The sequence below is a fragment of the Mesorhizobium sp. M6A.T.Cr.TU.014.01.1.1 genome (genome assembly GCF_004022765.1).
Taxonomy (GTDB): Bacteria; Pseudomonadota; Alphaproteobacteria; order Rhizobiales; family Rhizobiaceae; genus Mesorhizobium; species Mesorhizobium mediterraneum.
In genome coordinates this window covers 16,659-40,494 of the sequence record NZ_RZPG01000035.1, presented here as the reverse complement: position 1 = coordinate 40,494, position 23,836 = coordinate 16,659, and the positions used below count along the sequence as shown (strand labels likewise).

The 23,836-nt window shown below is 63.1% G+C and carries 22 protein-coding genes; 7 read left to right on the top strand and 15 right to left on the bottom strand.

The features are described 5' to 3' along the window. Positions 1–4: 4 nt before the first annotated feature. A complete protein-coding gene (locus EN885_RS29375) occupies positions 5–2,635 on the bottom strand; it encodes a TIGR02302 family protein (RefSeq protein WP_128243831.1) in 2,631 nt (876 codons plus the stop codon). A gap of 174 nt (positions 2,636–2,809) precedes the next feature. Next, positions 2,810–3,751, bottom strand: a complete 942-nt coding sequence (locus EN885_RS29370; protein ID WP_127288548.1) for a threonine/serine dehydratase — start codon at positions 3,749–3,751, stop codon at positions 2,810–2,812. 50 nt (positions 3,752–3,801) lie between these two features. Between EN885_RS29370 and EN885_RS29365 the strand changes: the two genes are divergently transcribed. Next, on the top strand, positions 3,802–4,104 hold the full coding sequence (locus EN885_RS29365; RefSeq protein WP_126104748.1) for a metalloregulator ArsR/SmtB family transcription factor: 303 nt from the start codon (positions 3,802–3,804) through the stop codon (positions 4,102–4,104). Between the two features lie 94 nt (positions 4,105–4,198). On the opposite strand, the gene lysA is transcribed toward EN885_RS29365, so the two are convergent. The 3 genes from lysA to argH form a co-directional block, all read right to left on the bottom strand. Next, positions 4,199–5,467, bottom strand: coding sequence for a diaminopimelate decarboxylase (gene lysA, locus EN885_RS29360; RefSeq protein ID WP_128243832.1), 1,269 nt, complete (start codon positions 5,465–5,467; stop codon positions 4,199–4,201). A gap of 111 nt (positions 5,468–5,578) precedes the next feature. Beyond that, positions 5,579–5,785, bottom strand: coding sequence for a lipoprotein (locus EN885_RS29355; RefSeq protein ID WP_095485974.1), 207 nt, complete (start codon positions 5,783–5,785; stop codon positions 5,579–5,581). A 68-nt stretch (positions 5,786–5,853) separates the two neighbouring features. Further along, a complete protein-coding gene (argH, locus tag EN885_RS29350; RefSeq protein WP_127288551.1) occupies positions 5,854–7,254 on the bottom strand; it encodes an argininosuccinate lyase in 1,401 nt (466 codons plus the stop codon). A 35-nt stretch (positions 7,255–7,289) separates the two neighbouring features. Here argH and EN885_RS29345 point away from each other — a divergent pair, with 35 nt between their 5' ends. After that, on the top strand, positions 7,290–7,976 hold the full coding sequence (locus EN885_RS29345; protein WP_128243833.1) for a TlpA disulfide reductase family protein: 687 nt from the start codon (positions 7,290–7,292) through the stop codon (positions 7,974–7,976). A 41-nt stretch (positions 7,977–8,017) separates the two neighbouring features. After that, complete coding sequence (locus EN885_RS29340; RefSeq protein WP_281035171.1) at positions 8,018–8,500, top strand: TOBE domain-containing protein; 483 nt, start codon at positions 8,018–8,020, stop codon at positions 8,498–8,500. Between the two features lie 139 nt (positions 8,501–8,639). On the opposite strand, the gene EN885_RS29335 is transcribed toward EN885_RS29340, so the two are convergent. From EN885_RS29335 to EN885_RS29315, 5 genes are all read right to left on the bottom strand, one after another. Continuing rightward, positions 8,640–9,722 (bottom strand): ABC transporter ATP-binding protein, encoded by a 1,083-nt coding sequence (locus EN885_RS29335; RefSeq protein ID WP_127288553.1) that lies wholly within the window; start codon positions 9,720–9,722, stop codon positions 8,640–8,642. Further along, positions 9,719–11,305, bottom strand: coding sequence for an iron ABC transporter permease (locus tag EN885_RS29330; protein ID WP_164897939.1), 1,587 nt, complete (start codon positions 11,303–11,305; stop codon positions 9,719–9,721). Before EN885_RS29330 ends, EN885_RS29335 begins: the two co-directional genes overlap by 4 nt. Before the next feature lie 176 nt (positions 11,306–11,481). Next, a complete protein-coding gene (locus EN885_RS29325) occupies positions 11,482–12,489 on the bottom strand; it encodes an iron ABC transporter substrate-binding protein (protein ID WP_128243835.1) in 1,008 nt (335 codons plus the stop codon). Positions 12,490–12,698: 209 nt separating this feature from the next. Beyond that, a complete protein-coding gene (locus EN885_RS29320; protein ID WP_128243836.1) occupies positions 12,699–13,904 on the bottom strand; it encodes a cytochrome P450 in 1,206 nt (401 codons plus the stop codon). Next, a complete protein-coding gene (locus EN885_RS29315; RefSeq protein WP_128243837.1) occupies positions 13,901–14,560 on the bottom strand; it encodes a GNAT family N-acetyltransferase in 660 nt (219 codons plus the stop codon). The genes EN885_RS29320 and EN885_RS29315 overlap by 4 nt, the downstream gene beginning before the upstream one ends. Before the next feature lie 86 nt (positions 14,561–14,646). Here EN885_RS29315 and EN885_RS29310 point away from each other — a divergent pair, with 86 nt between their 5' ends. From EN885_RS29310 to EN885_RS29295, 4 genes are all read left to right on the top strand, one after another. Next, positions 14,647–15,666, top strand: coding sequence for a hypothetical protein (locus tag EN885_RS29310; RefSeq protein WP_128243838.1), 1,020 nt, complete (start codon positions 14,647–14,649; stop codon positions 15,664–15,666). A 105-nt stretch (positions 15,667–15,771) separates the two neighbouring features. Next, positions 15,772–16,341 carry a sigma-70 family RNA polymerase sigma factor gene (locus EN885_RS29305; protein ID WP_095485983.1) on the top strand — a complete coding sequence of 190 codons (570 nt, stop codon included), beginning with the start codon at positions 15,772–15,774 and terminating at the stop codon, positions 16,339–16,341. Between the two features lies 1 nt (position 16,342). Beyond that, entirely contained in the window at positions 16,343–16,981 is a 639-nt protein-coding gene (locus EN885_RS29300) for an NrsF family protein (protein ID WP_128243839.1), read from the top strand. Between the two features lie 162 nt (positions 16,982–17,143). After that, positions 17,144–18,868, top strand: a complete 1,725-nt coding sequence (locus EN885_RS29295; RefSeq protein ID WP_095485985.1) for an adenylate/guanylate cyclase domain-containing protein — start codon at positions 17,144–17,146, stop codon at positions 18,866–18,868. A gap of 510 nt (positions 18,869–19,378) precedes the next feature. Here the strand turns inward: EN885_RS29295 and EN885_RS29290 are convergent. The 5 genes from EN885_RS29290 to EN885_RS29270 form a co-directional block, all read right to left on the bottom strand. Continuing rightward, complete coding sequence (locus EN885_RS29290) at positions 19,379–20,257, bottom strand: 3-hydroxybutyryl-CoA dehydrogenase (protein WP_095485986.1); 879 nt, start codon at positions 20,255–20,257, stop codon at positions 19,379–19,381. Between the two features lie 117 nt (positions 20,258–20,374). Then, positions 20,375–21,304, bottom strand: coding sequence for an electron transfer flavoprotein subunit alpha/FixB family protein (locus EN885_RS29285; RefSeq protein ID WP_095485987.1), 930 nt, complete (start codon positions 21,302–21,304; stop codon positions 20,375–20,377). Positions 21,305–21,462: 158 nt separating this feature from the next. After that, positions 21,463–22,212, bottom strand: coding sequence for an electron transfer flavoprotein subunit beta/FixA family protein (locus tag EN885_RS29280; RefSeq protein ID WP_095485988.1), 750 nt, complete (start codon positions 22,210–22,212; stop codon positions 21,463–21,465). 213 nt (positions 22,213–22,425) lie between these two features. Next, positions 22,426–23,229 carry a rhomboid family intramembrane serine protease gene (locus EN885_RS29275; RefSeq protein WP_128243840.1) on the bottom strand — a complete coding sequence of 268 codons (804 nt, stop codon included), beginning with the start codon at positions 23,227–23,229 and terminating at the stop codon, positions 22,426–22,428. Between the two features lie 25 nt (positions 23,230–23,254). Beyond that, the gene (locus tag EN885_RS29270; RefSeq protein ID WP_128243841.1) at positions 23,255–23,836 is read right to left on the bottom strand and encodes a cob(I)yrinic acid a,c-diamide adenosyltransferase; all 582 of its coding nucleotides are present in this window, start codon (positions 23,834–23,836) and stop codon (positions 23,255–23,257) included.

The window sequence follows — 23,836 nt, the reverse complement described above, 5'->3', positions numbered from 1 at the left end:
AGGTTTACTTCAGCTCCAGCAGCCGCTCCAGGTAGCTGCGCTCGATGTCGGGGCTGAGCGCGTTGCCGAGCCGCTTGCGGATCGCTTCGAGGATCTGGCGCGCGCGCTGCACGTCGATCTCGTCCGGCACTCTCACCGAACTTCCATCATCAGGCCCCTCGGTGGAGCGTGGCCGGCCGAGCGGATCGCGGTCGGCGTTCTGCTGGCGGCCGCCCCGCTCGCCTTCGCCCTCGTCGCCCTGCATGGCCTGCAGTTGCTTCATCATGTCCTTGGCGCCCTTGCGCAGCGCTTCCAGCGCGCGGCCCTGGTGGCCGACGGCCTGGTCGCCATCGCTGTCGCCAAGCGCCTGTTCGGCACTGCCCATGGATTTGCCGGCGTCGCCAAATCCTTCATTGGGCTCGAGCCCCATACCCTCAAGACCTTTCCTCAGCTGGTCGAGGTCGCCCTGCAGCTTGCCCTGACCTTCCTGCAACTGCTTCAGCGCGTCTGCGAATTCCTCCGGCGTCATCGGCTTCGGCCGGCCGAGCGGATCGCGGTCTTCACCTGGGCCGGGCTCGCCCTGTTCGCCCATTTGGCCCTGCTCGCCGTTCTCGCCGAGCTGTTCGTCGCGGTTCTGCCCGCGCTGTTGCTGGCCGCGCTGCATCTGGTCCATGCGGAAGGTCTCGTTCATCATCTCCTGCTGGCGCCGCATGATCTCGCCGAGCTTGTCCATCTGCTGGCGCATCTCGCTGTTCTGCTGGCCGCCTTGCTGCTGACGTCCGGCCTGCAGATTGTTCATCATGTCCTGCAGTTGCGAAAGCAATTGCTGCGCGCTGTCGCGGTCGCCGGACTTCGCCAGATTCTCGATCTGGTCCATCATGCGTTCGATGTCGCTCTGGCGCAGTTCCTGGCCGTTCTGCTGCATCTGCGGCGCGTTCGGATTCTGCTGCGCACGCTGGGCGAATTCCTGCAGGAACTGGTTCATCGCCTCGCGCAGTTCCTTCATCGCCTTGTCGATTTCCTCGTCGCTGGCGCCGTTCTTGATGGCGTCCTGCAGCGCCTGCTGCGCCTGGCGCAGCCGCCTCTCGGCCTCCGAAAGATTGCCTTCCTCGATGCCGAGCGCGATCTCCCAGAGATAGGCGACCTCGTCGCGCAACTGATCGTCGCTGTCGGCCATCTTCAACCGCGTGCGGGCGCTCATGATGGCGAGGTAGTGTGCCATGTTGTCGAACGTGTCTTCGGGCCTGAGCGTGATCGCGTCCATCAGGTCGAGCACGCGGCTCTTGGCGTTGGCGTCGAGCGCCAGCACGCGGCGCTGCTCGATCACGGCCCTCGCAAGCGGATTGGAGAAAGGCCGCTCCGGCATCACCAGCGTCTTGGTTTCGCTGGTTGCCGTATGTCCGGCATCGTCGGTGGCGACAAGCGTGAGGTTGATGTTGCCGCCGGCCCAGACATGCTCGGTCAGGTCCTTCGTGGTCTTGGCGGCATTCCCCTTGGCGCCGCGGCGCGGCAGCGACAGCGGCATTTCGGGCGGGCCATAGAGCGGATGCGCATTCGGCGCCGGCGGGTCGGCCAATACGAAATCCGCCTTGGCGGAGGCCGCGCCATAGTCGTCGTCGATCTGGTAGTTGAGCTCGAAGGAGCCATTGACGGCGCGTTTGGGCTCGCCGACGAAGCGGATCTGCGGCGGCTTGTCCGGGATCACCGCGAAGGCCCAGTTGCCGAGTTCGTCATTGCCCGAGCTCAGCGTCAGCGTGCCGTTGGCCGTCAGCTTTCCTGTGAACTGGCGCACCGTGGAGGGCGTTGCCGCCGCCGGCTTGGCCTTGTCGGCCTGCTGCCCGGTCGGCTCGATGGTGCGGGCATTGCCGTCGGCGTCGGCGTAGCTCAGCGTTTCCTCGCCCGACCCGCCGGTGACGCGCAGCGACACGTCGCTGCCTTCCGGAACGGTGAAGGTGGACGCAGCCTGATTGCCATTATTGGCGAGGGTTGGGTTGGCGAGGGCTGGGGAGGTGAGGAAGACCGGCGGCCTGCCGGTGTAGGCCGGCGGCGTCACCCAGGCGTCGATGCGCGGCGGGACAGTGTCGCGCGCCGCGTGGGCACTGAACCCGTCTGCTATGCGGCCGCCCGACGGTCCGAAGGAGAAGGCAAAGGCGGTGACCAACAAAAGCGCCGCCACGGCGCGCAGCCCCCACGGGTCGCGCTCCGGGACCCGGGTGCGTGGCAGGTCGCCACCGAGGTCGCCGAGTTTTTCGGCCATGCGTTTCTGGTGCTCGCGCCACAGCGCTTGCGAAAAAATGCTTTCCCTGCCGCTCGGCCGGTCGGTCTGCACCAGCACCGGGCTGTGCAGCAACTGGTTGGCCGCCTCGATGCGCCGATCGATCTCGGCGCTGGTCGGCACCCGGAAGAAACGCAGGGGATAGAGTGCGGCAAGGGCTGCGATGCCGAACGCCGCCACGAGACCGATGCGCGCCATATCGGGCAGCAGATGGAAGAGGCCGAGCCACGAGATGCTGAGGAACAGGCTGGCGACGATGACCAGCGGAAGCAGCAACGGCCAGCCACGCTCGACCGTCATCGAGATCCGCGTCGCCAGCCGGCTCAGAGCAAGGCGCCCGGCCAGGCTGCGATCACTGGTGGAGGTGGGTCGTTGCGTCATCGGCCCTTCCTGATTCGGGCGGGATAACCCGAACCTCACAAATCTATCGCACCGGCCCGAAAATCGGATGCGAAGGACTCAAAGTCTTAGATGCTCGTCGCTCCAAACATACCAAGAAACACGGCGAAGGCGAGGCAGTTCCCTAAAACGTGAACAGGACTGCCCCTGTTATCGTCAGAATTTAGCCGGATTGGCGTTTGCACCGCAGACGAGCACGGCGACACGCTCGCCTGCAGCCGGCGCGTAGCGGCCGGACAGGACCGCCGCGAAAGCCGCAGCGCCGCCCGGCTCGGAGATGATTCGCACCCGGTCCCAAAGCGCCGCCTGCGCGGCGATGATCTCGTCGTCGCTGACCAGTATGGAACGCTCGACGAAAGCCTCGGCGATTGGAAACATCATTTCGCCGACGCGCTTGGGCGCCAGCGAGTCGGCAGCGATGCCTTCCGCCGGCGCGTCGACGGGCCGGCCGGCCTCGAAGGCGCGATAAAGCGTCGGCGCACCTTCGGGCTCGACCGCGATGATCCTGATGCGGCCGGCAAACCAGGCGGCAATGCCGCCGATCAGGCCGCCGCCACCGACGGCGACCAGCAGCGTGTCGAGCTCGGGCAGGTCGGCCTCGATCTCGAGGCCAAGCGTGCCTTGACCGACCAGCGTTTCCTCCTGGTTGAAGGCGTGGATCTGCAGCGCGCCGGACCTTTCGGCAAAGTCTTCACTGGCGGCCAGCGCTTCGGCATAGCGCGCGCCGCCGACGACCAACTCGGCGCCGTAGCCGCGGATGCGTTCCAGCTTGGCCGGCGGGCTCACTTCGGGAACGAAGATGGTCGCCTTGTGGCCGAGCCGCATGGCGGCATAGGCGACCGCGGCACCATGATTGCCGCCCGATGCGGCGACGACGCCAGCCTTGGGAACCGGCCGCTCGAGAAGATTGGTGAACGCGCCGCGAGCCTTGAACGAGCCGGAATGCTGCAGACATTCGAGCTTCAGGTCGAGGCTAAGAGGCGGACGGCCGAAATCGGCCATGTCGACACGCAGCACCGGCGTGTGGCGCACGAATGGCCGGATGCGCGGTTCCATTGCGGCGATGCGTTCGCGTGTGATCATATTGCCGTTCAGCATGGCCTGCTCCCAAGGGTTGACATCACTTAGTAACTTAGCAAAATGGCTAAATGCAAGAGGTTGATGTCTTCAAGGCGATCGCCAACGAGCGCAGGCTGCAAATCCTCGATTGGCTGAAGGACCCGCGCGCGCATTTTCCACGCCAAGCGGATGGCGACCTGGTCGAGGACGGCGTCTGCGCGCTGCTGATCGCCGAAAAGCTTGGGATCACCCAAGCGACGCTCAGCGAGCATATGCGGGTGCTGACCCAGGCGGGCCTTCTCAGCAGCAAACGCATCAAGCAGTGGACATTCTATCGCCGCGACGAGGGCAGGATTGCCGAGACCAGGGCGTTGATTCAGCACCGGCTGTAGCGCTGCCGGCGCTCTATTTTTGTTTGACCATGATCGTTTCCGAAAACCGGTTCCCACTTTTCGCAGACGCGGACCTTCGGTTCGGGATCATGATCTATTCCAGCCAATCTGGCAGCGAATCCAGCCCGATCAGCTCGTCATACGTCTGGCGCGGGCGCACGACATGGAAACGGTCGCCGTCGACCAGGACTTCGGGCACCAGCGGCCTGGTGTTGTAGGTGCCGGCCTGCACCGCGCCATAGGCGCCGGCGGTGGCGATGGCGATCAGGTCGCCGGCCTTCAGCCGGGGCAGATCGCGGTCGAGGCCGAGATAATCGCCGGTCTCGCAGACCGGGCCGACGACGTCGACCGTCATGCGCGGTGCCGCAGGCGGCTGCTGCACCACCGGCTTGATGTCATGGAAGGCGTCGTAAAGCGTCGGCCGGATCAGATCGTTCATCGCGGCGTCGACAACCAGGAAATTCTTGGCGTCGCCCTCTTTCACGAAGATCACTTGCGAGACAAGGATGCCGGCATTGCCTGATATCAGCCGGCCCGGCTCGAACATCACCTTCAATCCCAGCTTCGTGACGTGCTTCTTGACGATCTGGGCGTAAGCGTCTGGCAAGGGAGGCGGGCTGTTATCGACGCGGTAGGGAATGCCGAGGCCGCCGCCGAGATCGATATGCTCGATGGTGTGCCCGTCGGCGCGCAGCACGCCGACCAGCTCCACCAGCAGCGCGAAGGCATCGTCGAAGGGCTGCAATTCGGTGATCTGGCTGCCGATATGGGTGTCGACGCCGGTGACCTTGATGCCAGGCAGTTCAGCTGCGCGGGCATAGACCTGGCGCGCCTTCTGCCAGGGGATGCCAAACTTGTTCTCGGCCTTGCCGGTGGAGATCTTCTTGTGGGTCTTGGCATCCACATCCGGGTTGATGCGCAGCGAGACCGACGCCACCTTGCCCAGTGCCGTGGCGCGGGCCGACAGCAATTCAAGCTCCGGCTCGGATTCGACATTGAAACACAGAATGCCGGCCGAGAGCGCAAAATCCATTTCGCGTGCGGTCTTGCCGACGCCCGAAAACAGGATCTTGTTGGCCGGAATGCCGGCGGCTAGCGCGCGGCGCAGTTCGCCTTCCGAGACCACGTCGGCGCCGGCGCCGAGCTTTGCCAGGATCTTTAGCACCGCTTGGTTGGAATTCGCCTTCATGGCATAGCAGACCAGCGCGTCGAGCCCGGCAAAGGCCTGCGCAAACACGCGGAAATGCCTGGTCAGCGTCGCCGTCGAATAGCAATAGAACGGCGTTCCGACGCTTGCAGCGATATCTGGTATCGCCACGTCCTCGGCATGCAGCACGCCGTCGCGGTAGTCGAAATGGTTCACAAGAGTGGTTCCGGAAGTTGGAGCACGATGAGATCGGCCGATCTCATCGGCTCTAGATCTTGTTTTTTCGCGTGATCTTGTCCGAAAAGTCTGCAACTTTTCGGGATCACGCTAGAGCAGCGGGTCGAGAATGAACTTCTTGTCCTCGACCGGTTTTTCCGGCTCGGGCGGCACGGGCTGCTTGGCCTTTTCGGCGTCCTTGCGAGCCTGCACGGCCGCCTCATAGGGCGTGTCGAGCCCGGACTTCCTGCCACAGGCCGTTACGGTCGCCAGCGCCGCCAGCAGCGTCAGCGTCACCAAAATCCTGCTTGCGGTCATTCGTGCCATCCGTCCGAAACTTTTGCCCGCCGCTTTTAGCTGAGTTTTGCTGGCATTGCACCCCGGCATCACGCCTTGGCGATGCGCTTTTTCCAGTACCGAATCTGCTTCCTCACTTCCGACGGCGCGGTGCCGCCGAAGCTCGTGCGGCTCTTCACCGAATTCTGCACGGCAAGCACCGAAAACACGTCCGCGGTGATGCCTGGGTGAATGGACTGCAAGTCTTCCAGCGGCAGCCTGTCGAGCCCGATCTTCTTCTCTTCGGCCAGCGCCACCGCGCGGCCGGTGACATGGTGCGCCTCGCGGAACGGCAGGCCGAGCGTGCGCACCAGCCAGTCGGCAAGGTCGGTCGCGGTCGAATAGCCGGCACCCGCCGCCTTTTTCATGGTGGCAGCGTTCACCGTCATGTCGCGCACCATGCCGGTCATTGCCGCCAGCATCAGGTCGAGCGTCTCGGCGGCGTCGAACACGGATTCCTTGTCCTCCTGCATGTCCTTGCCGTAGGTCAGCGGCATGCCCTTCATGACAGTCAGCAGGCCGACCAGATGGCCGGTGACGCGGCCGGTCTTGCCGCGCACCAACTCGGCGGCGTCGGGGTTCTTCTTCTGCGGCATGATCGAGGAGCCGGTGGAGAATGAGTCCGACAGCCTGACGAAGCCGAATTGCGGCGTCGACCAGATGATGATCTCTTCGGCCAGCCGCGACAGATGCGTCGCGCAGATTGCCGCCAGCCCTAAGAATTCCAGCGCGAAATCGCGGTCCGAAACGCTGTCCAGGGAATTGCGCATCGGCTCGCGGAAGCCGAGCGCCTTGGCCGTTTGGTGCCGGTCGATCGGAAAGCTGGTGCCGGCAAGGGCGGCAGCACCGAGCGGGCTTTCGTCCATCCGCTCGATGGCGTCACGAACACGCGACAGGTCGCGCGAAAACATCTCGACATAGGCCATGCAATGGTGGCCGAAGGTCACCGGCTGCGCCGCCTGCATATGGGTAAAACCCGGCATCACCGTTGCCGCATGCTCCTCGGCCCGTTCCAGGAACGCCGTGATCAGGCCCTTCAGCGCCTCGGCGACGCGAAAGCACTCGTCCTTGACCCATAGCCTGAGATCGACCGCCACCTGGTCGTTGCGAGAGCGAGCGGTGTGCAGGCGGCCGGCAGCCGCGCCGATCAGCTCGGCAAGGCGAGCCTCGACATTCATGTGGATGTCTTCCAGCCTGGTCGAGAACTCGAACTTTCCCGCCTCGATCTCTGCCAGGATCGTGTTCAGCCCGTGGGCGATTTTTTCTTGATCGGCCGCCGAAATAATGCCCGTTTGCGCCAGCATCTCGCTATGGGCGATCGAGCCTCTGATGTCCTGCGCGTAGAGTTTGCGGTCGAACGAGATCGACGCATTGATCGCTTCCATGATCGCGGCCGGACCCGAGGCAAAACGTCCGCCCCACATCTGGTTGCTGGCCTTCTTGTCGCTCATCGCTATAACCCGTGCTCCGGAGCAGTTTTTAGAAAATGGCAGACGGCAATAAATTTTTCCCGGCCCCGCGCCTCATCCTCGCCGCTTTGGTGGCGGGCGTGCTGGCCGGCGCGGTCGCGGTATATGTCAGCGAGAGCGGTTCTGGCAACAACGCGCCCGCTCAAGTTGCCGTTGGCGACAGCAAGGACGATGTCGCCTGCACTGCCAAGGCCGATCGTGCCAAGACGGTCGCGGCGGCTGCTACCGGCCAGGTTGCCGCACTTTTGCCGGCCGATCCGCCGCAATCGCTGAAAAACCTCGCCTTCAACGACCCCGGCGGCAAGCCGATGACGCTCGCCGACCATGCCGGCAAGACGGTGCTGCTCAATCTATGGGCGACATGGTGCGCGCCCTGCCGAGCCGAAATGCCGGCGCTCGACGCGCTGCAGCAAGAAATGGGCAGCGACGCCTTCGAAGTCATCGCGGTCAACGTCGATGCCGGCGACGACGCCAAGCCGAAAAAGTTCCTCGAGGAAACCGGCGTCGAGGCGCTCGGCTACTACCGCGATTCGACAATGGCGCTGTTCAACGATCTCAAGACGCGCGGCCTGGCTCTCGGCCTGCCGGTGACCATGCTGATTGACGGCGAAGGCTGCCTGATCGCCCATATGAACGGCCCGGCCGAATGGTCAGGGCCGGATGCGAGGCGGCTGGTCGAGATGGCACTCGCCAAGTCGGACTAGGCGCCCCTGGGCGCACGGCAATCGCAACGGATTTGGTGGTGATGAATGGCGGCCGTGTCGAGCAGGTCGGCACGCCTGGCGAAATCTACAAGCGCCCGGCAAGCCGTTTCGTGGCGACCTTCATCGGCGCGCCGGCGATGAATATCCTGGAAGGCGCCGTCGAGCTCGATGGCCTGTCGTTGCTCGGCGGCAGCCGGCGTCTGGCCATTCCGCGGGTGGGCCTGCCGGTGGGGACGCTGGTCGCTGCCGGCATCCGGCCGGAAGCCGTGCGTCTAGTTGCGCCCGGCACGCCGGGCGCGCTCAAGGCCACGGTCGACCTCGTCGAGGAATTGGGTGCTGGCCGGGTGGTTTATGTGGATCTCGACGGGGCATCCTTTTGCGCGGTGACATCGGAAGCCGTCCATCCGGCACCCGGAACGGCGGTCGGGCTCATGTTTTCGCCTGATGAGATGCATTTCTTCTCGTCGCAAACGGGGAGCCGTCTCGATACGTTCAAGGCTTCCGTGCCGGTCCCCGCACACTGATTTGCAATCACCAGCAAGCTCGTTGCCGCCCGCTCCGGGTGGCCGGCAAGCAAAGGGAGGGGACGATGCCGCCGCTGTTTCGGCCAGAACCGTCGAAGTTTGCTGCCGGATAGCGCTAGGGCGCGGGCCGGGCGCCCATTCAGGCGAACACATGCGCCTTGCCGGAAACAGTCAGCAGGACGATCTCGCCAACGGCAGGCGTGTCCATGCCGGGCTTGCGCAGGATCAACGGCGTGTTGCCGATTGCGGCGGCGTCCGGCGGATCGGGGCTGTTCAAGAGCCGCACCGCGATGGTGCACATCGAGCCGGCGAATTCGGACTCGGTCACCTCGCCGAACAGCATATCCGGCGTGCCCGACATGCCTTCACGCGACGTCCGTTTCAGCAGCACCTGTTCCGGCCGCAGCATGATGCGGACGATATCGCGCCGCTCGGTGCTGTCGACGGCGATGCGGCCGAGCGGCGAGCTGGCGAAGCCATCTGATATCTTGGCCGGCAGGATGATGGCATCGCCGAGGAATTCGGCAACCATCCTGTCTTTCGGCTTGAGATAGAGCTCGCGCGGCGTGCCGATTTGCGAGAACTTGCCGTCGCGCATCACCGCGACCTGGCTGGCAAAGGACAGCGCCTCGGCCTGGTCGTGCGTGACCAGGATCGTGGTGATGCCGGCGGCCTCCAGAAGCTCGGCCACAGCCTTGCGCATCGAGGCGCGCAGACCCGTGTCGAGCGCCGAGAACGGCTCGTCGAGCAGCATCAGCCGAGGCTTCATGGCCATGGCGCGGGCTAGCGCCACACGCTGCTGCTGGCCGCCGGAGAGCTCGTGCGGCCGACGCTTCAGGATCGCCTTGTCGAGCCCGACGATATAGGCGAGCTCGACGATGCGCTCGGTGCGCTTGTCCTCGTGGCGTCCCATGCCGAAACCGATATTGGCGGCGATGGTCAGATGCGGGAACAGGGCGCCGTCCTGCGCCACCACGCCAATGCTCCGCCGATATGCGGGCACGGCGGCGCCGCCATTGGCCAGTACCTCGCCGTCGAGCACGATGCGGCCCTGGTCCGGCGGCTCGAAGCCGGCGATCAGCCGCAGCAAGGTCGTCTTGCCGCAGCCGGACGGCCCGACGATCGCCGTGCGGCTGCCACTGGCCACGCTGAGATCGACGCCGGCCAGTGCGGCCACCGGGCCGTAGTGCTTGTGCACATTGGTGAGTTCGAGGAAGCTCATCGTCCGGCCATCCGCTTCGACTGGACATAGAGCAGCCAGGTCAGGGGCAGCGACATCGCCACCATGATGAGAGCGTAGGGTGCGGCGGATGCATAGTCGATCTCGCCGCTGTGGGCCCAGAACGCCATCGCCAGCGTGCGGGTGCCGTTGGGCGCCAGCATCTGCGTGGCGGTCAATTCGTTCATGATGCCGAGCGCCACCAGCGCCATGCCCGCCGCGGCACCCGGCGCCGACAGGCGGATCGTCGTCGACCATAGCGCCTTGAGCGGTGATCGGCCGAGACTTGCGGCGGCGCGTTCGAGCTCGACCGGCGCCTGCGCGATCGATGCCCGCAGGCTGATCAGGGCGCGCGGCAGGAACATCAGCGCATAGGCAACGAGGATCGTGAACAGGGTCTGGTAGAGCGGCAAAGCGATGCGCACCGTGATGGTGACCAGCGCCAGCGCCACGACGACGCCGGGCAGCGATCCAACGATGTAGTTGCAGCCTTCCAGAAGACGCTGCAGCGGTCCGGGCGCGCGGATCGAGATCCAGGCCATCGGCATGGCGGCGACGGTAGCGAGCAGGGCGCCGGCGAGCGCCAGGAACAGGGTCTGGCCGAGCGCCAGGCCGATCTCGTCGAGGCGCCAGACATCGGCACCGCCGGCCACAAGCCAGCGGCCGATGGTGACGAACGGTACGCCCAGCGCCAGCAGTGCGGTGACGACCGGCAGCAGCAGGCACGGGATCGTGGCGCGGCCGAGCCTTGTGCGTTGCAGGGGACGCGCTGCGCCCGAGCCGACGCGGGCATAGCGCTCCTCGCCGCGCACGAGCACTTCGATCCCGAGCAGCACGAAACAGCATGTCACCAGCACCGCCGCCAGCATGTTGGCGGCCGGTCCATTGAAGGTCGACTGGAACTGGTCGACGATTGCCGTGGTGAAGGTGTCGAAGCGGATGAACACGTAGAGGCCGTATTCGGCCAGGAGATGCAGGCCGACCAGCAGCGAGCCGCCGCAGATGGCGAGCCTGAGCTGCGGCAAGACCACCCGCCGGAACACGCGCCACGGCCCGAGGCCGACGGCTGCCGCAGCATCTTCGAGGGCAGGATCGAGCCGGCGCAAAGCTGCCGCCACCGGCAGATAGAGGAACGGGAAATAGGCGACGACGGAAACCAGGACGCCGGCCCACAGGCCGTGCAGTCCCGGGACCAGGGTGATCCAGGCATAGGAGTGGACGAAGGCGGGGATGGCGAGCGGCGCCACCGACAGCCAGGCCCACAGGCGGGCACCGGGAAGATCGCTGCGTTCGGTCAGCCAGGCCAGCGCCACCGACAGCACGATGCAGATCGGCACGGCCAGCGCCACCAAAAGCAGGGTGTTGACCAGGAGTTCGCCGACGCGTGGCCGAAAGACCAGTGCCGATACGGTTTCCCAGCCGGTCTGCACGGCAATCCAGATGATAAAGGCGAGCGGCAGCAGGGAGAAAAGTGAGACCAGGATGGCGGCGAGCGAAATCCAGGATACGGGCCGCCGGCGCGTCCATTGCCCAGCCACCATGCCGGTCGGCGAGCCTGAACGTGCAAGATCGGCCGCAGACTGCATCAGCTCAGACGCCGCGCCGCTGCCGCCCGGTGGCGGAAACGATCGAAGGGTCGCAAACGCGGCCAAAAACGCAGTCTGTCGTCATGGACGAATGCCATCTCGAAAAACAGAGCGCTCCTGCGGAAAGCGAAGTCCCGCAGGAGCGCAGTCGGTTGCCCTTTTAGGACGAACGCCGACTAAAGCAAGCCGGCTGCCGTCATCAGATCGGTCACCTTCTTGGAGTTCAGCGTCGTCGCGTCGACCTTCGGCGCCTGCAGATCGGCTAGCGGCACCAGCGCCGGATTGGACTCCGCGCCCTTGCCGACCGCGTATTCGAAGGAATTGCCGGTCTTCAGCACCTCCTGACCACCCTTGCCGGTCACCCATTTCAGGAATGCCTGGGCTTCCTTCGGGTGCTTGCTGGAGGCCAGCACGCCACCGCCGGAAACCGAGACGAACGCGCCCGGATCCTGGTTCTTGAAATAGTGGAGCCCGATGTTCTTGCTGTTTTCACCGGTCTTGGCCTGGTCGCCGTAGTAGTAATAGTGATAGATCACGCCGCCTTCGACCTCGCCGGCATTGACCGCCTTCATCACCGTGCTGTTGCCCTTGTAGGCGGTGAAGTTTTCCTTCATCGCCTTCAGCCAGTCGGCCGTTGCGGCCTCACCCTTGAGCTGCAAAAGCGCGCTGACGATCGCCTGGAAATCGGCACCGGAGGGCGAAGCGGCCCAGCGTCCCTTCCAGCTTGGATCGGCGAGATCAAGCAGCGACTTGGGCAACTGCTCGGCGCTCAGCTTGGTCTTGTCGTAAACAAAGACGGTGCTGCGCGCGGCGACGCCCACCCAGTTGCCGCTGGCCGGCTGATACTCCTGCGGAATCTGCGCCAGCGTGTCGGCATCGACCGGCGCGAACAGGCCTGATGCCTCGACCAAGGCCATAGCCGGCGAATTCTCGGTCAGGAACACGTCCGCCGGCGAGGCGGCGCCTTCGGCGACGATCTGGTTGGAGAAATCGCTGTCGCCGCCGTGGCGAACGGTGACCTTGATGCCGGTTTCCTTGGTGAAACCTTCCACCCAGGCATTAGTCAGGCTCTCATGCTGGGCATTGTAGACGACGATGCCGCCGTCCTGGGCCATCGCCGGGCCGGTGATCAGGCTGATTGCAAGTGCTGTGGCACCGGCAAGGGCGGAAAGAGCATATTTCATGGACGTCATCCCTCTCGATCTCGATGGTCTTGATTTAGCAAGGCTGCACCTATCAATTCCTGACCGGTGTAGTCAACATTGGCCGCTGCGTTAATCAAGCGTCGAAACGCGAAAGCCACGCCGGACGGACAATTTTGTGTGAGCAGGCACGTGTCTGCTCTGTCCGCAACAAAGCGTCGCCGCGAAGGGATCGTGTTCCCCGGTGTTTTCTACGCGAAAATCAGGGGAGCGGTCTGCAGGCCGTAAAGCAGCACCGAGGGTCGTCTGACAACCCTGAGAAGGTCAAGGCGCCAACCCCCGGCCTTTGTGAACAGTGCCTCCAGCAGGGCGGCTAGCTCCAGCCGGGCGACATGCTGCCCGAGACAGACATGCAAGCCAGTGCCGAAGGTGAGGGTAGCGGAGACGGTGGCGTTCAGGTCCAGCTGGTCGCCTGCCGGAAAAACCGCCGCATCGCGATTGGCGCTGGCAAGCACTGGGACGACAGCCTGTCCGGCACGGATGGCGACACCGTCAAAATCGAAGTCGTTCGCAGCGATCCGTGCTCCGGCATAGTGAACCGGAGCGCAATAGCGAAGTAGTTCTTCCGCTGCGGACAGCCAGCTTATGCGTCCGTCTTCAAGAAGTTTCCGCTGGTCGGGGAAGCATTGAAGAGCAACAAGCGCGTTGCCGAACGTGTCGACAACCGTCGCCTGTCCGGCAAAAAGGAGAAACACGATGTTGGCAACGGCGTCGTCGCGGTGCCAGCGGCCGGCTTCGACCTCTGCTAGCATCTGCGCGGCCATGCCGTTTGGCCGTATCGCACCCTTGTCGATCGCGGACGACACCCAGAGTTCCAGCCGGCGGCAGGCATCATTGGCGTCGGGGTCCACGCCTTCAGGTCTCATCTCCAGTGCTTTGGCCATGCATTGTGCATCCTCTCCCATCGACCACGGGTTATCGATATCAATGCCGAGGATGTTCTCCAAAGTTGAGAACGACAAAGGGACGGCCAGATCGCGCACTGCGTCGAAGTCTGGTTTTTCCGTGGCCTTTTGCGTCAAATGTAATGCTGTGGACAAGAGGCTGTCGAAGAGACGCGCACTCAGGGATGGCGTCAGCGCTCCCGCGAGCGGGCGGCGAAGTTGTAGATGTTGCGGAGGATCCGACAACATCATGGATTTCGTCAGCAGATCGAGCGCGTAATTAGCGGTGATCTTTTGCCGGGTCGCCTGGTAAGCGCCGGGCGGCGCTTGCAAAAGCGACGGGTGTTTCAGCGCCTTCGAAACCAGGGCATGGCTGAACACGTAATACGCTTGGCCCACTTCGGGGTAAGGTGCTTCGCCCCAAGCTGCTCCCCCGGTCGCCCGGCGCCGCGCGAATTCTGGAAACCGATCGTTGCCGAGAGCGAAAGGGTTGAAAAGCTTGGCTGATATCATTGGGTGACATCCACCGCAAAGATAACGCGATAGCCCCCGGAGCTTGCATCCTCCGGCAGAAATCCAGGCGCCAGATGCAGAAATTCGCAGTTCAGTACCCGTCGGTAGAATCGCAGCAGCGGATCCCGGATTATGGATTTCACCGGAGGCGTCACGCCGGTACGGTGCCAGTCGTCGATGGTCGCGCGAAACCTCTGATCCGGAAGCACCTTGTCGGGAGTGTCGTGCTGCGCGCCTGCGTAGGACGGACAGCGTCCGTCTCCCACCAACCAGCGTGCACCGACCCGGCGTCCGTGCTCGATCAATTCGGAAAGCAGACGACGCGCGATATCGGTTCCTCTGAACTCCGGACGCACACCGAGATTATAGACATAGAGCGAAAGCGCAGGATCACTTCGGGCCATCGAAGAATAGGCGGAGAAGGTCTTTGGAAACTTTGCGGTGTCGTGCGGATCCTGATTGGTCTCTACGAAGCAGATTGCGCCTGCGACAAGACTATCAATGGAGGCCGCGATCATCGTATGCCCTAGGGAAAGTCGACGACGGATAGTGTCCGCTCCGGCACCAAGCGGTCCCCATGCGGCATTCTCCATCTCGGCCATCCGCGGCACGTCTTCTTTGTCGAGGGGATGAAATCGGATGTTTTTCGTTGTCATGAAGAGCAGCCCGCCAATGTCGTATAGAATGCATAATCTCTATTTGCTAGTCGTGCATGCGCGACCCCGCAACGGCGGATTTTCCGATGATTTTTTATGTTTGCCATCGCCTGCATACCTACACCCAGGCGAGCTTTCTTCTCTATTATCGAAAAGATATGCAGAACTTTTTTCGCCTGGTTCCCTACGAACAGGCAACTCTTCTAGGGTCGCTTTCTGCGGGAACGGTAATCTGGTCCGACATGGACCGACTGAGCGAGGTTGAAATCGATGCGGCCTCGGAGCTCGGCCGCAAGATGGAGCTGCAACAACCTCACGTCGTTCAGCTCAATCATCCGCGCGAGAGTTTTCAGCGTTTCGACCTGCTGCGCAAACTATTTGCGGATCGCATCAACACTTTCCAGGTCCACCGGCCAGATGCTCTGCCCGACGATATACGCTATCCCGTTTTTCTACGCGACGAGACAGGCGCCGCTTACAAGGCGCCACGGCTATTGCAAGCGCGTCGCGAGCTGGACAATGCTCTCGCCGCCCTGCCTGACATGAAGTTCGTCCGACCAATGGTGGTCGAATTCGGATCGAAGGCCGGCCCCGATGGCCTGTACCGAAAATACGCGGCCTATCGCGTCGGCGATCGGACCTACGCACAGCATTGTTTTGCCAACGAAGAATGGTTCATCAAGGACCCTGGAAGGGGCATTCTGAAAGCTACAAGAAAACAGCACCTGGACTATGTAAGGGACAATCCCCATGCGCCGGATCTGATGGCGATTTTCGAAAAGGCCTCGATTACATATGGTCGGGTCGACTACACGATCGTCGATGGCCGCATTCAGGTCTTCGAGATCAACACCAACCCCACCGTCCTGAGTTATCCGCCAACACCTTTCGACAAATATGATTCAATGCCCTACGCCAACATGCATGCCGATGCTCTTTTGGCGCTGCCGCATGCGCGCGACCCGTCATCGACTGCGGAACTCGATAGAACGCATTTCGAAGTTCTTGCGGTGCTGCGGCGCGAGTACCGGAAAAGGCGCAGGAAGTTGGTCGTCCGAAAAGGTTTGAGGTTTGTCCGGGACGCGGTGCTCGGCTCTAGGCACTGAGCCGTCTGCAAATCTTCGTGATATTCCCATAGTTTGGCTTGGACATTATTTCGCCGGCCACGTAACAAATCAGCGCCGAGGCGCGAATATCGGGAGTGAACTCTTGTGACCGGCAAGGACGAGGCCGAGCTTTCCCGGCTGATGCGGGCCGCGATCGCGGGAGATGAAAGGGCTTACGCCGACTTTCTGCACCGGACGGCTGCTCTCGTTCGCGGCTTTGTCAGGCGCAAGATCGTCCACGGCGGGGTCGATCCCGAGGATGTCGTGCAGGAAACCTTGCTGGCCATTCATGTGAAACGGCATACGTGGCGTCAGGATCTGGCTGTGCTGCCCTGGGTCTACGCCATTGCGCGCTTCAAGCTGATCGACGCCTTTCGGCGGCGCGGGCGGCGTGTCGAGATCGAGATCGACGAGATCGCCGAGACCTTCGCCGAACCGGAGGCCGAGACAGTCAGCGAGCGCGACATCAACCGGGCGCTGGACGGCCTGCCGCCGGCGCAGCGTTCCGTGGTCTCGTCTGTATCGGTCGAAGGCCGTTCCATCGGCGAGACGGCAGCGAAGTTCGGCATCAGCGAGACGGCGGTGCGCGTGTCGCTGCATCGCGGACTTGCCGCCATTGCCAAACGGTTCGGGGCCAAACAATTCGGGCGGGCCAAACAGTTCAAGCGGGAATGACATGAGGACCGACGATCTCATCAAGGCGCTCGACGCCGATGCCCGCAGCACGGCGATGCCGCTTGGCTCGGCCTGGTGGCTGGCCGCCGGTGCGGCTACCGTGATCGCGGCGGTGGTTTTCTGGCTGACGATCGGTCCGCGTGCCGACATCGCGACCGCCATGCACACGATGCGCTTCCTCGCCAAGTTCGTCTTCACGACCGCTCTGGCCGTCAGCGCCTTCGCCTTGATCCGCACCCTGTCGACACCCGGTGCATCGACAAGCAGGGCGGCAGCCTGGATGGTTGCCGCACCGCTGCTGGTGATCATTGCGGTGGTTCTGGAGCTTCTTTCCGTGCCTGCGGCCGACTGGGGCGCGCGGTTGGTCGGCAGCAATATGGTTATCTGTCTGACGTCCATTCCGCTGATCGGCATCGGTCCGCTTGCCGTCTTCATAGCGGTGCTGCGCTATGGCGCGCCGACGCGGCCGGTGCTTGCGGGAACGGTGGCGGGCTTGCTCGCCGGTGGGCTGGCGGCAACTTTCTATGCCGCACACTGCTTCGACGACTCGCCGCTTTTCGTCGCCACCTGGTACACGATGGCGATTGCCGTCCTCGCCGCGCTCGGCGCGCTCGGCGGGCGGCTTTTCGTACGCTGGTAGCGACGGCCCGCGAGCCGAGACTGTGATGCTCTAACGTCAAAACTCATTTCATTTCTGAACGACCTCGTTCGACCCCGTTGGTAGCCGTTCTCGTTGCTGGCCACGATGGACTCTTCCGTGCGGCGCAAATACCATCGATCTAACCAGTGAGGCGATCACTTAATGGCTGATGAACGCGTCAAGCGCCGTCTTGCCGCCATCGCTGTGGCCGACGTGGTCGGCTACAGCCGAATGATGGAGGCGGATGAGGCGGGTACGCTGGCGGCACTGAAGGAGCGGCGCAAGGCGATCCTGGAGCCGATCGTTCGCGATCGCGGCGGGCGGATCGTCAAGCTTATGGGCGACGGCGTGCTGATGGAGTTCACCAGCGCGGTGAACGCGGTCGAGGCTGCAGTCGAACTACAGGCCAAAATGGCGGAGGCCAACCAATCCCTCACCGAGCACCGCCGCATATTGCTGCGTATCGGCATCAATCTGGGCGACGTGATCGGTGAGGGCTCGGACATCTATGGCGACGGTGTGAACGTTGCGGCTCGCCTCGAAGCCTTGGCAGAGCCAGGCGGGGTCTGCGTATCGGCCAAGGTTCATGAGGAATTGCGAGGCAAAGGCAACGCTGCCTTCGAGGACATGGGCGAGGTGGAGCTCAAGAATATCGTCAGACCGGTGCGGGTTTACCGTGTGGAAACGAGTACTGGTCAAGTGGGCGGGCGGGCCGCAACGACGTCTGCTGCCAGGCCCTCCATTGCCGTTTTGCCATTCGACAATCTGAGCGGCGATCCCAGTCAACAATACCTTTCGGACGGCATCACGGAGGACATCACCACCGAGTTGTCGCGGTTCAAAAATCTTACCGTCGCGGCGCGTCACGCTTCGTTCCATCTTGCCAGGATGGGCATCAACCCAATGCAGGCCGCCCGCGATCTGGGCGCGAACTACGTCATCGAAGGTAGTGTGCGGAAGGCGGGCGAGCGGATTCGCATTACTGCACAGTTGATCGACGCAAGGACAGGCAACCACGTCTGGGCGGAGCGGTATGATCGCGAATGCCACGACATTTTTGCTGTGCAGGACGAAGTCGTGGCAGCAATCGTGACGACGCTCGAGGGGCGAATGGTGGCCGCTGCTGCTCTTCAGGTGCGCAAGCGGCCAACGTCGAGCTGGACGGCCTATGACTTTTTCCTGCAGGGCCGGGAGCTGGCCGACGCCAACATGGAGAAGGAGGCCGTTCCGCTTTTTTCCCGCGCGACGGCGATCGATCCCGATTTTGCGCACGCTCACGCCTGGCTGGCGATCGCTCTCCTCGCCCGCTACTGGTTCGACACCGATCCACGAACGCTGCACGAAGCGTCACTTGCCGCACAAAGAGCCATGGAGTTGGACAGCAACGATCCAACGGTCCACCACGCCAACGGCATGGTCATGGTGTGGCTCCGCGAATACGAACGGGCCGGCGTCCATTTCGACCGCGCCGTCGCTCTCAATCCGGCCGATGCGCAAATTCGCGCGGACCGAGCGAATTGGTTGCGATACGCCGGCCGGCCGGAGGAGGCTCTGGCTTCAATCGACGACGCGCTGAAGAGAACCCCGTTTCCACCACACTGGTTCTGGGTAATTCGCGCCAAAATTTTGTTGGAACTGAGGAGATATGGCGAAGTCGTAGCGGCCTTGGACAACATGCCAAAAAAGGATCACCCCGCTTGGCTCACACTGGCGGCCGCCCATGACCATCTCGGCCATGCCGCTCTCGCTGCGAATGCGCTGGCGAAGGCTCGCGAACTTAGACCCAGCATCTCATCGCGGGAACTGATCGCTGTGAATCCTTATGCTCACCGAGATGCGCTCAAACCTCTGCTCGATGGCCTGCGCAACGCCGGATTGCCGGAGTAAGTAGGCCGCCAATGGGACATTGAAAATTTACACCACGCGGCGAGTTCACCGGAACGCATGCGGATGGCTTCGCGGTCGCAAACGATAGTCCGTCCGTTGAGGTTGCGGAACACCGCGCCTCTTGCCCCGGCCGTAGGATACGCGCGGAGTGGGTGACGAATGCGGCGTTTCGCGTTCGTATCGTGAATGCCCAAAGATGGCGCTGCCTACTCGTTCCGATTGGCGAGGCGGAGGGCAGAAACCATCCATCTCGGCTATTGGCGGCATCCCGCTGATTGAGTTTTGACTCTAAAGCGGAATGCGTTTGGATTGATCCGGCATTCCGCTCTATCTTTGTTTTAGTTGCGTTTGTGCGACGCCAAGTGGTTCCTGTTGGCCGCAAAATGCTCGACGTGAAACGCTCTGCCGGGCTGGTTTGAGCCAAATCCATCGGGCTTCGGGCAAGGATCAGCCCGACGCGGTCTTCACTCAGCGCGACCGAGCGCGATGTCCGTTGGCTCGTATCGCCGGTCAGCGCGTCGGAACGGGATGCTCGCCGCGATAGTCGTAGAAGCCGCGCCCGGTCTTGCGGCCGAGCCAGCCGGCCTCGACATATTTCACCAGCAGCGGGCAGGGGCGGTATTTCGAATCCGACAGGCCGTCATGCAGCACCTGCATGATCGACAGGCAGGTGTCGAGGCCGATGAAATCGGCGAGCTGCAGCGGTCCCATCGGATGGTTGGCGCCGAGCCGCATGGCGGTGTCGATCGCGTCGACCGAGCCGACCCCCTCATAGAGCGTGTAGATCGCCTCGTTGATCATCGGCAGCAGGATGCGGTTGACGATGAAGGCCGGAAAATCCTCCGAGACGGTGATCGTCTTGTCGAGATGGTTCACATAGGCCTTTGCCGCTTCGAAGGTCTGGTCCTCGGTGGCGATGCCGCGCACCAGTTCGACCAGCTTCATCAGCGGAACCGGATTCATGAAATGGATGCCGATGAAACGCTCCGGCCTGTCGGTCTGCGCGGCGAGACGTGTGATCGAGATCGACGAGGTGTTCGTCGCCAGGATGGCTTCGGGATTGAGCTGCGGACAGAGTTGGGCGTAGATCTTGCGCTTGACCGTCTCGTCCTCGGTCGCCGCTTCGATCACCAGATCGGCACCCGCAAGGTCGGCCATGGTGGGCGCTGCCGAAATGCGCGCCATCGCGTCATTGCGCAGCTTTTCCTCAAGTTTGCCGGAGCCGACCTGGCGGGCCATGTTGCCGCTGATCGTGGCGATGCCCTTTTCGATGCGGTCGGGTGAGATGTCGTAGACCAGCACTTTGTAGCCCGCAAGCGCAGACACATGGGCGATGCCGCCACCCATCTGGCCCGCGCCGATGATGCCGATCGTCTCGATCTTGCTCATTACACCGATCCCGTCAAAAGGCCTTTGCGGCCTGCTTTTTGTGCGGTGCAAACTAAAAGGGCGGGGTGACTTCGTCTACCCCACCCCTCACTATTTAATACGCTTTGCCAGATAGCGTCAAAGCGCCTTTTGCAGTTCCGGCATAATGACGAAAAGGTCGCCGACGAGACCGTAGTCGGCGACCTGGAAGATCGGCGCTTCCTCGTCCTTGTTGATGGCGACGATGACCTTGGAATCCTTCATGCCGGCGAGGTGCTGGATGGCGCCGGAGATGCCGACGGCGATGTAGAGATCGGGGGCCACCACCTTGCCGGTCTGGCCGACCTGCCAATCGTTCGGCGCGTAGCCGGCGTCGACAGCGGCACGAGAGGCGCCGACGGCGGCGCCGAGCTTGTCGGCGACCGGCAGGATGACCTCCTGGAATTTCTCCGAAGAGCCCAGCGCGCGGCCGCCCGAGATGATGATCTTGGCCGAAGTCAGCTCCGGACGATCGGTCTCGGAAAGCCTGTTCTCGACGAAGATCGACAGGCCGGGATTGGCCGCCGCCTGGACCGTCTCCACCGGGGCGGAACCGCCCTCGGGTGTGGCCTGGAAGGAGGCAGTGCGCACGGTGATGACCTTCTTGGCGTCGCTCGACTGCACCGTCTGGATGGCGTTGCCGGCATAGATCGGCCGCTTGAAGGTGTCTGACGACACCACTTCGATGATCTCGGACACCTGCGCGACATCGAGCAGAGCCGCCACGCGCGGCGCGACATTCTTGCCCGACGAGGTCGCCGGCGCGATGATCGTGTCATAGGCACCGGCTATGCTGACGACGAGCGCCGCCAGCGGTTCGGCGAGGCGCTCGGTGAGCTCGTCGGCTTCGGCGAGCAGCACCTTGCCCACGCCCTTGAGCTTGGCGGCGGCGTCCGCTGCCGGCTTGGCACCCTTGCCGGCGACCAGCACATGCACGTCCGAGCCGACCTGCAGTGCTGCCGAAAGCGCCTTGGCGGTCTGGTCGGAAAGTGTCGCATTGTCGTGTTCGGCAATCAGAAGAATTGTCATCTCTCTATTCCTTGATCCACTTCAGTGGGGACGTCTCAAATTCATGTCAGGCCGAGTCGAAAACGGTTGGGTTCGAGAACCGGAGCGGAGCGTACTTCAGTACGTGAGCACCGGAAGCGGAGACCCCTGCCGTTTGCAGGCCGGCATCACATGAATTCCTACAACACGCCGGCTTCGTTCTTCAGCTTATCGACCAGCTCGGCGACGCTCTTGACCTTGACGCCCGCCTTGCGGCCGCTCGGCTCCTCGGTCTTGATCACCTTCAGCCGCGGCTTGACGTCGGCGCCATAATCGGCGGGCGATTTCTCGTCGAGCGGCTTCTTCTTGGCCTTCATGATGTTGGGCAGCGAGGCGTAGCGCGGCTGGTTGAGGCGAAGGTCGGCGGTGACGATCGCCGGCATCTTCAGCTCCACCGTCTGCAGGCCGCCATCGACCTCGCGCGTCACCTTGGCCTTGTCGCCATCGATAACGATCTTGGAAGCGAAGGTGCCTTGCGCCCAGCCGAGAAGTGCGGCCAGCATCTGGCCGGTCTGGTTGGAATCGTCGTCGATCGCCTGCTTGCCGAGAATGACGAGACCCGGCTGTTCCGCCTCGACCACGCCCTTCAGCACCTTGGCGACACCCAGCGGCTCGGTCTGCTCGTCGGTCTTGACCAGAATGGCACGGTCGGCGCCCATGGCGAGTGCGGTGCGCAAGGTCTCCTGCGCCTGCTGCGGCCCGATCGAGACAACGATGATCTCTTCGGCCTTGCCGGCCTCCTTCAGCCGGATCGCCTCTTCGACCGCGATCTCGTCGAACGGGTTCATCGCCATCTTGACGTTGGCGAGTTCCACCGCCGAACCGTCAGCTTTCACACGAACCTTCACATTCGCATCCACAACCCGCTTCACGGGCACAAGGATCTTCATTTGCCTGTCACCTCTTTCACGATAGCAACCTCTTCCAAGATAAATTGAGCGCGCTATAGCAGCGTACGCCCCTTCAGAGTTGTCGAAAGCCGACATTCCGGGCGGAATTCTAGTCTCCGACCGCCTAGTGTGGGAAAGCTTCCGTAGTTGCGGCGACCCCGCACGTCAATATCTGGGGCGCGCGCAAATCATCCGCGACGCACTCAAATCGGTTCAGTCCGGACTGGAGGCGCTTCCCCGTCCCCAGCGCGGCGCCGGCTGCGCCGGCAGCGGGTCGCTTGGCGTCGGCTCTGCGGCAACAGGCACCTGGCCGGCGACCACCACTGCCTCTTCGTCCGCGCCGGCAAGCAGTGGTACGGCGCGGTTGCGCAAGATGAGCACCAGCACGGCCCCGGCGATGATGCCGCCGACATGGCAGGCCCAGGAAACCTGATCCTCGCCGCCGGCCGCGAACATCACGATCTGGAACAAGATCCACAGGATGAGCGGTATGAAGGCCGGGATGCGCAGCGGGATGCGGGCGAAGGCCAGCACCCATACCTTCACCCTGGGGTAGAGGATCAGATAGGCGGCGACCACGCCGGCGATGGCGCCAGAGGCGCCAATCAGCGGAACCTGCGAATCCCAGGCGATCAGACCCTGGAAGAAGGCCCCGGCGATGGCGCAAAGCAGGTAGAAGACGAGAAAGCGGACATGGCCGAGCGCGTCTTCGACATTGTCGCCGAACACCCAGAGGAACAGCATGTTGCCGCCGAGATGGAAAATATCGGCGTGCAGGAAGGAATAGGTGACGTAGCTCAGGCTCTCGGGGATCACGACAAACTGTGGGGCGAGCTCGACGCTGTCGTGGACGACCGACGGGATGAAGCCGAGGCCCAGCACAGCAGCGTTGGAAAACTGCTCGCCGCCAAGCGCGGTGGCGAAGTAGATGAGCGTGTTGAGCGCGATCAGGCTGATCGTCACATATTGCAGCTTGATGTGGCGCAGCCTGTTGGTGTCGTAAAGCGGGATGAACATCGGACCCCCTCCCGCCTCGGCAGATTCAGCGGTTCTTGCCGGGAACCCATAGCACGTCGGCGTTTCCATTGTCATTGACCGCGCGCGCGGCGACGAACAGAAAGTCCGACACGCGGTTGATGTATCTTATCGCCTCGCGGTTGACATGCTCGCCTGGGCCCTGCGTCAACGCCACCATGATGCGCTCGGCCCGCCGGGCCACCGTGCGGGCGAGGTGAAGGGCAGCCGCCGCCGGCGTGCCGCCGTTGAGCACGAAGGATTTGAGCGGCTGCAGATCCTTGTTGAGCAAGTCGATGTCCTTTTCGACACGGTCGGTCTGCACTGCGGTGATGCGCAGCGGCTCATAGCCGAGCGGCTTGCCGTCGTCCGGCACGGCCAGATCGGCGCCGAGGTCGAAAAGGTCGTTCTGGATGCGGCCGAGCATCGCGTCGATCGCCGGATATGTTGCCGCGGTGTGGATGCGAGCAATGCCGATGCAGGCATTGGCTTCGTCGATCGTGCCGTAGGCGTCGATGCGCAGATCGGATTTCAGCCGCCGTTCGCCGGTGCCAAGGCCGGTGGTGCCGTCGTCGCCGGTGCGGGTGTAGATCTTGTTGAGCTTGACCAC

Bases quoted from the DNA above. Each gene is read 5' to 3' on its own strand.
- EN885_RS29375 (WP_128243831.1), bottom strand. From the start codon at position 2,635: ATGACGCAACGACCCACCTCCACCAGTGATCGCAGCCTGGCCGGGCGC.
- EN885_RS29370 (WP_127288548.1), bottom strand. From the start codon at position 3,751: ATGCTGAACGGCAATATGATCACACGCGAACGCATCGCCGCAATGGAA.
- EN885_RS29365 (WP_126104748.1), top strand. From the start codon at position 3,802: ATGCAAGAGGTTGATGTCTTCAAGGCGATCGCCAACGAGCGCAGGCTG.
- EN885_RS29355 (WP_095485974.1), bottom strand. From the start codon at position 5,785: ATGACCGCAAGCAGGATTTTGGTGACGCTGACGCTGCTGGCGGCGCTG.
- argH (WP_127288551.1), bottom strand. From the start codon at position 7,254: ATGAGCGACAAGAAGGCCAGCAACCAGATGTGGGGCGGACGTTTTGCC.
- EN885_RS29345 (WP_128243833.1), top strand. From the start codon at position 7,290: ATGGCAGACGGCAATAAATTTTTCCCGGCCCCGCGCCTCATCCTCGCC.
- EN885_RS29340 (WP_281035171.1), top strand. From the start codon at position 8,018: ATGAATGGCGGCCGTGTCGAGCAGGTCGGCACGCCTGGCGAAATCTAC.
- EN885_RS29335 (WP_127288553.1), bottom strand. From the start codon at position 9,722: ATGAGCTTCCTCGAACTCACCAATGTGCACAAGCACTACGGCCCGGTG.
- EN885_RS29330 (WP_164897939.1), bottom strand. From the start codon at position 11,305: ATGCAGTCTGCGGCCGATCTTGCACGTTCAGGCTCGCCGACCGGCATG.
- EN885_RS29325 (WP_128243835.1), bottom strand. From the start codon at position 12,489: ATGAAATATGCTCTTTCCGCCCTTGCCGGTGCCACAGCACTTGCAATC.
- EN885_RS29320 (WP_128243836.1), bottom strand. From the start codon at position 13,904: ATGATATCAGCCAAGCTTTTCAACCCTTTCGCTCTCGGCAACGATCGG.
- EN885_RS29315 (WP_128243837.1), bottom strand. From the start codon at position 14,560: ATGACAACGAAAAACATCCGATTTCATCCCCTCGACAAAGAAGACGTG.
- EN885_RS29310 (WP_128243838.1), top strand. From the start codon at position 14,647: ATGATTTTTTATGTTTGCCATCGCCTGCATACCTACACCCAGGCGAGC.
- EN885_RS29300 (WP_128243839.1), top strand. From the start codon at position 16,343: ATGAGGACCGACGATCTCATCAAGGCGCTCGACGCCGATGCCCGCAGC.
- EN885_RS29295 (WP_095485985.1), top strand. From the start codon at position 17,144: ATGGCTGATGAACGCGTCAAGCGCCGTCTTGCCGCCATCGCTGTGGCC.
- EN885_RS29290 (WP_095485986.1), bottom strand. From the start codon at position 20,257: ATGAGCAAGATCGAGACGATCGGCATCATCGGCGCGGGCCAGATGGGT.
- EN885_RS29285 (WP_095485987.1), bottom strand. From the start codon at position 21,304: ATGACAATTCTTCTGATTGCCGAACACGACAATGCGACACTTTCCGAC.
- EN885_RS29280 (WP_095485988.1), bottom strand. From the start codon at position 22,212: ATGAAGATCCTTGTGCCCGTGAAGCGGGTTGTGGATGCGAATGTGAAG.
- EN885_RS29275 (WP_128243840.1), bottom strand. From the start codon at position 23,229: ATGTTCATCCCGCTTTACGACACCAACAGGCTGCGCCACATCAAGCTG.